The sequence below is a fragment of the Mesorhizobium sp. M7A.F.Ca.AU.001.01.1.1 genome (assembly GCF_004022735.1).
Classification (GTDB): Bacteria; Pseudomonadota; Alphaproteobacteria; order Rhizobiales; family Rhizobiaceae; genus Mesorhizobium; species Mesorhizobium ciceri.
Window position 1 is genome coordinate 1 of record NZ_RZPF01000388.1, and the last position, 6,091, is coordinate 6,091.

General features: G+C 64.4%; 6 protein-coding genes and 1 pseudogene. All 7 read left to right on the forward strand.

The genetic code is table 11. The annotated features are described in order from the left end of the window. Positions 1 to 255 (forward strand): annotated as a pseudogene (locus tag EN884_RS21960) (hypothetical protein); the annotation flags it as partial. 178 nt (positions 256 to 433) lie between these two features. Beyond that, positions 434 to 1,528, forward strand: coding sequence for a transporter substrate-binding protein (locus EN884_RS21965; protein WP_013528537.1), 1,095 nt, complete (start codon positions 434 to 436; stop codon positions 1,526 to 1,528). Beyond that, positions 1,525 to 2,142 carry an ANTAR domain-containing protein gene (locus tag EN884_RS21970; protein WP_063169702.1) on the forward strand — a complete coding sequence of 206 codons (618 nt, stop codon included), beginning with the start codon at positions 1,525 to 1,527 and terminating at the stop codon, positions 2,140 to 2,142. The genes EN884_RS21965 and EN884_RS21970 overlap by 4 nt, the downstream gene beginning before the upstream one ends. A 19-nt stretch (positions 2,143 to 2,161) precedes the next feature. Beyond that, complete coding sequence (locus EN884_RS21975) at positions 2,162 to 3,028, forward strand: ABC transporter permease (protein ID WP_128278528.1); 867 nt, start codon at positions 2,162 to 2,164, stop codon at positions 3,026 to 3,028. Beyond that, complete coding sequence (locus tag EN884_RS21980; RefSeq protein ID WP_024502122.1) at positions 3,025 to 3,945, forward strand: ABC transporter permease; 921 nt, start codon at positions 3,025 to 3,027, stop codon at positions 3,943 to 3,945. The genes EN884_RS21975 and EN884_RS21980 overlap by 4 nt, the downstream gene beginning before the upstream one ends. A 33-nt stretch (positions 3,946 to 3,978) precedes the next feature. Continuing rightward, entirely contained in the window at positions 3,979 to 5,622 is a 1,644-nt protein-coding gene (locus EN884_RS21985) for an ABC transporter substrate-binding protein (protein ID WP_063169703.1), read from the forward strand. Then, a partial coding sequence (locus tag EN884_RS21990; RefSeq protein ID WP_206617618.1) for an acetamidase/formamidase family protein occupies positions 5,612 to 6,091 on the forward strand: 480 nt, incomplete at its 3' end. The genes EN884_RS21985 and EN884_RS21990, both read left to right, overlap by 11 nt.

Consider the following 6,091-nt stretch of genomic DNA (forward strand, 5'->3'; position numbering starts at 1 on the left):
GTCCAGCGCGGCAATCTCAGCATTGTGGTTCCGACGTTGGCGGTCGGCGCGATCCCGGCGGTCGGCGGCTCCGTCAATGTCGCTCCCGGCGGCTATTGCGATACGCAAATTCGCATGGTCGATGGCCGCGTCGCCGAAGTTGCCTATGCCGGCGACAACAATTTGCCGAACAGGCGCGACGCGCTTTGTGTCAGCACGGTGGACGCCTGTGTGACCTATGCCCGCCAACTCGGCCAGAGGCCGGCGGCCAAATAGCCGGCGGCAGCGAAACGGCGATGGCAGGTCATGCAAATGTCATTGAGGGCTTGACTGACCCGCCGGACCGAATACGCTAGCGCAAAATACCGGCTCTGATTGCCGGGCGGCAAAAATGCCTCGTATGCCTCGCCCTTCCGGCGCAGGCTGCGAGGCATTGTCATTTCTGGGGTCCTGTTTGAAACGGCGCATCGAGATCGGCATCCTGTATTCCCGCTCGGGGAGCTATCAGCTCGTCTCCGATGCGTGCCGCATCGGCGCCATGCGCGCCATAGCCGACATCAACGCCGATCGCAGCTCAGGCATCGAACTGGTGCCGGTGGAGCGCGATCCGCAAAGCAATGCGGACCGCTACGCAACGCTTTGCGAAGATATCTTCAAGACCAGCAGCGCACGCCATGTCATCGGCTGCGTCACCTCCTGGAGCCGCAAGGAAACCATTCCGGTCTTGGAGAAAGCCGGCGGCATGCTCTGGTACGCCTGCCCCTATGAGGGCTTCGAAGCCAATGAGCATGTCGTCTACATGCACGCCTGCCCCAACCAGCATCTGGTGCCGCTGATGGCGCATGTCGTGCCGCGTTTCGGCGCCAACGGCTTCCTGCTCGGCTCGAACTACATCTGGGGCTGGGAGATGAATCGCGTCGCGCGCGACCTGATCGCGGATGCCGGCGGCAAGGTGCTGGGCGAACGCTATCTGCGCATCGGCGAGACCGACGTGTCGCGGCTGATCGCGGAGATCCGCGCCACGCGGCCGAACTTCATCCTCAACAATTTGATCGGCACCTCGTCCTACGCCTTCCTCGCGGCCTATCGCGACCTGGGTCACGAGGATGCCGCCTTCAGTCCCGGGACTTGCCCCGTCATCTCCTGCAACCTGACCGAAGGTGAGCTGCCGGCGATCGGTGAATCCGGCAAGGGACATCTGTCGGTCGGGCCGTATTTCGCGCCGCGCCCGGCTGCCTTTGCCTCATCCTTCGAGGCCTCCGCCTATGCCTCGGTGCAGGTGATGGCCGACGTGCTCTCCAGCAATCCCGACGCCGGTCCGGCGGAATTCTCCAAAGCCTTCGCCGAACGCCGCTTCTCCACCCGGCTCGGTCCGATCGCCATCGACGCCCACTCGCAGCACGCGACACTGCCGGTGATCATCGGGCGCATCGCGGACGGCTTCTTCGAGGTCGTCAGCCGCGAAGACGAAGTCGCGCCGGATCCGTATCTGTCGCGCTACGACCCGGCAAAAACATTCGGCCGCCCGCGCCTGAGGGTGGTGTCGTGACCAGAGCCCCACGCATCCCCAATCTCGGCGGCGCCAGGGCGTTTATCCTGCATCGCCCACATCCGACGGTGCAGGCGATCACCAGGCAATTGTCGGCCATCGGGCTGATCACGCTGGATTGCTGGCCGGAACTGCCGCCCGAGACGCTGGCCGCCGATTTCGTCTTCTTCGACGCCGATCTCGGCTTTGACGAGCAGTTTCCGTGGAAGCCGGGCGAGGCACCGATGCCGCTGGTGGCGCTGATCGGTTCCGAGGCGCCGGGCCGCATCGAATGGGCGCTGTCGCATAAGGCCGATGCGCAGCTGCTGAAGCCGGTCGGCAATGCCGGCGTCTACAGCGCGCTGCTGATCGCGCGCCAGAGTTTCGAGGCGCGAAAACACCTGGCCAGCGAGATCGCCTCGCTTCGCCAGCGCGTTGCCGAACGCCAGACCATCGTTCGCGCGGTGACGGCACTGGCGAAAGGCGCCGATGACGGCCGCGCCTATGCGCAGCTGCGCTCGCTGGCGATGAGCTGGCAGATCAGCGTCGAGGATGCCGCGCGGCGGATCGTGGCAATGACAAGCGAAGAAGCAACGGGCGAAGAAGGCGACGATGACCAGTCCCATCGCGCCTGATCTCACCGCGCCAGGGCGCATGCCGGTCAAGCCGCGCGCCGGCGTCTGGCGCCGGCTGGTCAGGCGCCGTCTGGCTCTGCTCGGGCTGGTCATCGTCGCCATCGTCGTTGCCGGCGCCGTGCTGGCGCCATGGCTGACTGGCTATGATCCCAACGAGCAGATGTTCGACGGCCTGACCATCGAGGGCTCGCCCTTGCCGCCGGATGCAAAATTCTGGCTGGGCACCGACTTGCTCGGCCGCGACCTCCTGACCCGCATCCTCTACGGCGCCCGCACCTCGCTGATCATCGGCATCGTCGCCAATGGCGTGGCACTGTTCATTGGCACGCTGGTCGGTGTTGTCGCCGGCTATTTCCGTGGCTGGATCGGCAGCGCGCTGATGCGTTTCACCGATTTGATGATGGCGTTTCCGGCACTGCTGCTCGCCATTTGCCTGGCCGCGGTGTTCGAGCCCAGCCTGTGGATCGTCGCCATGGTCATCGCTTTGGTCAACTGGGTGCAGACCGCCCGCGTCATCTACACCGAGACCTCATCGCTGGCGGAGCGTGAGTTCATCGATGCCGAACGCACCATCGGCGCGAGCGCGCCGCGCATCCTGTTTCGCCACATCCTGCCGCATCTCTTACCGACCATCATCGTCTGGGGCACGCTCGGCATTTCGACCACCGTGCTGCTCGAGGCGACACTCTCCTTCCTCGGCATCGGCGTCCAGCCGCCCACGGCGTCCTGGGGCAACATCATCTTCGAGAACCAGACCTATTTCCAGGCCGCACCCTGGCTGGTGTTCTTTCCGGGTGCCGCGATCCTGGCGCTGGCGCTCGCCTTCAACCTGATCGGCGATGCGCTGCGCGACATCCTCGATCCGACGCAAAGAGGCCGGGCATGATCGCCTATCTCGGCCGCCGCCTCATCCAGTCGCTGCTGATCCTGCTCGGCGTCTCGCTGATCACCTTCGCTCTGCTCTATCTCCTGCCCGCCGATCCGGTGCGCCAGATCGCCGGCCGCAGTGCCACGCCGCAGACGGTCGAGAACATCCGCCAGCAGCTCGGCCTCGACCAGCCGTTCGTCGTCCAGTACTGGCGCTATCTCACGAAGCTCGTCAGCGGCGATCTCGGCCGCTCCTACATCCAGCGCTCCGAAGTCACCGAGCTGATCGTTTCGCGGCTGCCGGCCAGCCTGTTGCTGATGGTCGGCGCCATCCTGTGCGAGCTGTTGCTCGGCCTGAGCATGGGCCTGATCGCCGCCGTCAAGCGCGGCACCGCCACTGACCAGACGCTGATGGTCGCCTCCTTCGTCGGCGTCTCGGCGCCGCAATTCGTCGTCGGTCTGCTGCTGCTCTACGTCTTTGCCGTGCGGCTCAGCTGGTTCCCGATCGGCGGCTACGGCACCTGGCGTCATCTGGTGCTGCCGTCACTGACCATGGGAATCCTCGGCGCGGGCTGGTACGCGCGCATGATGCGCTCGTCGATGATCGACGTGCTGCGCCAGGATTACGTGCGCACCGCCCGCGCCAAAGGCCTGGCGCGGCGAGCTATCCTGTTCCGCCATGCGCTGCCCAACGCCATCCTGCCGGTGATCGCCATGATCGGCATCGACATAGGCATCTTCATGGGCGGCATCGTCGTCGTCGAAAGCGTATTCGGCTGGCCCGGCATTGGCCAGCTCGCCTGGCAGGCCATCCAGCGCGTCGACATCCCGATCATCATGGGTGTGACGCTGGTGTCGGCCTTCGCCATCGTGCTGGGCAATCTGCTGGCCGACATCATCGCGCCCTTCATCGACCCCCGCATCAAGCTCAGATGAAATGAAAACCAGACAGAGAAAGGGAACATAAAAATGAAAAGGTTTCTCGCATCCACGGTAGCGGCATCGGCGCTGGCGCTGATGCTCGGCATGACGAGCGTTCGCGCCGAGGACGCCGTCGATCCGAACGCCAAGCAGGGCGGCGCCATCACCATCACCTACAAGGACGACGTCGCCACGCTCGATCCGGCGATCGGCTATGACTGGCAGAACTGGTCGATGATCAAGAGTCTGTTCGACGGGTTGATGGACTACGAGCCGGGCACCACCAATTTGAAACCCGACCTCGCCGAAAGCTACGAGATTTCGCCCGACGGCAAGACCTTCACCTTCAAGCTGCGCCATGGCGTGAAATTCCACAATGGCCGCGAGATGACGGCCGACGACGTGAAATATTCGCTCGACCGCGTCACCAATCCGAAGACGCAGAGCCCCGGCGCCGGCTTCTTCGGCTCGATCAAGGGCTATGACGATGTCGCCGCCGGCAAGGCCGAGAGCCTCTCCGGCGTCACCGTCGTCGACCCTTACACGGTCAAATTCGAATTGACCCGCCCCGACGCCACCTTCCTGCATGTGATGGCCATCAACTTCGCCCATGTCGTGCCGAAGGAAGAGGTCGAGAAATACGGCGCCGATTTCGGCAAGCATCCGGTCGGCACCGGCGCCTTCAAGCTCGCCGAGTGGACGCTCGGCGAGCGCATCGTCTTCGAGCGCAATGCGGACTATTGGCACAAGGGCCTGCCGCATCTGGACAAGATCACCTTCGAGATCGGCCAGGAGCCGATCGTGGCGCTGCTGCGCCTGCAGAAGGGCGAGATCGACGTCCCCGGCGACGGCATTCCGCCAGCAAAATTCCAGGAGGTGATGGCCGATCCCGAGCAGAAGGCACGCGTCGTCGAAGGCGGCCAGCTGCACACCGGCTATGTCACCATGAACACCACCATGGCGCCGTTCGACAATGTTAAGGTGCGCCAGGCAGTCAACATGGCGATCAACAAGGCGCGCGTCATCCAGATCATCAACGGCCGCGCCGTGCCGGCCAACCAGCCGCTGCCGCCGTCGATGCCGGGCTACGACAAGGAATACAAGGGCTATCCCTATGACGTCGCCAAGGCCAAGGCGCTGCTCGCAGAGGCTGGCCACCCCGACGGCTTCGAGACACAGCTGTTTGCCATGAACACCGATCCCAACCCGCGCATCGCCCAGGCGATCCAGCAGGATCTGGCGGCGATCGGCATCAAGGCCAGCATCCAGTCGCTGGCGCAGGCAAACGTGATTGCCGCCGGCGGCGACAAGGCCGGCGCACCGATGATCTGGTCCGGCGGCATGGCCTGGATCGCCGACTTCCCGGATCCGTCGAACTTCTACGGCCCGATCCTCGGCTGCGCCGGTGCGGTGCCCGGCGGCTGGAACTGGTCGTGGTATTGCAACAAGGATCTCGACGCCAAGGCGGCCGAGGCCGACTCGGTGGTCGACCCGGCTAAATCAGGCGAACGCGACAAGATGTGGAGCGCCATCTACGACAAGGTGATGGAAGACGCGCCCTGGGCGCCGGTCTTCAACGAGCAGCGCTTCACCATGAAATCGGCGCGCATGGGCGGCGCCGACAACCTCTATGTCGACCCGGTTCATATCCCGATCAACTACGACAATGTGTACGTAAAAGATGTGCAATAACTGCGACTACACCATCCACGGGCGCCAACATCATTTCGGCTGGGACAATTCGTTTGCCCCGGCCGAGCGGGTGGCGCCCGGCTCGACGATCGAGTTCCAGTGCCTCGATTCCTCCGGCGGCCAGTTGCAGGCCGGCAGCACGGTCGCCGACGTCGCCAAGCTCGACTTCGCCACCGTCAATCCGGTGACCGGGCCGATCTTCGTCGAGGGGGCCGAGCCGGGTGACGCGCTGAAGGTGACGATCGAGATGTTCAAGCCGTCCGGCTTCGGCTGGACGGCCAACATTCCGGGCTTTGGGCTGCTCGCCGACGACTTCAAGGAGCCGGCGCTGAACATCTGGAAATACGACGCTGCCTCGCTCGAGCCGGCGCTGTTCGGCAAGAATGCGCGTGTGCCGTTGAAACCCTTCGCCGGCACCATAGGCAACGCGCTGGCGGAAAAGGGCCACCACTCGGTGGTGCCGCCAAGG

Excerpts from the sequence above, each read along its gene's own strand:
- EN884_RS21975 (WP_128278528.1), top strand. The coding sequence starts at position 2,162 with ATGCCGGTCAAGCCGCGCGCCGGCGTCTGGCGCCGGCTGGTCAGGCGC.
- EN884_RS21980 (WP_024502122.1), top strand. The coding sequence starts at position 3,025 with ATGATCGCCTATCTCGGCCGCCGCCTCATCCAGTCGCTGCTGATCCTG.
- EN884_RS21985 (WP_063169703.1), top strand. The coding sequence starts at position 3,979 with ATGAAAAGGTTTCTCGCATCCACGGTAGCGGCATCGGCGCTGGCGCTG.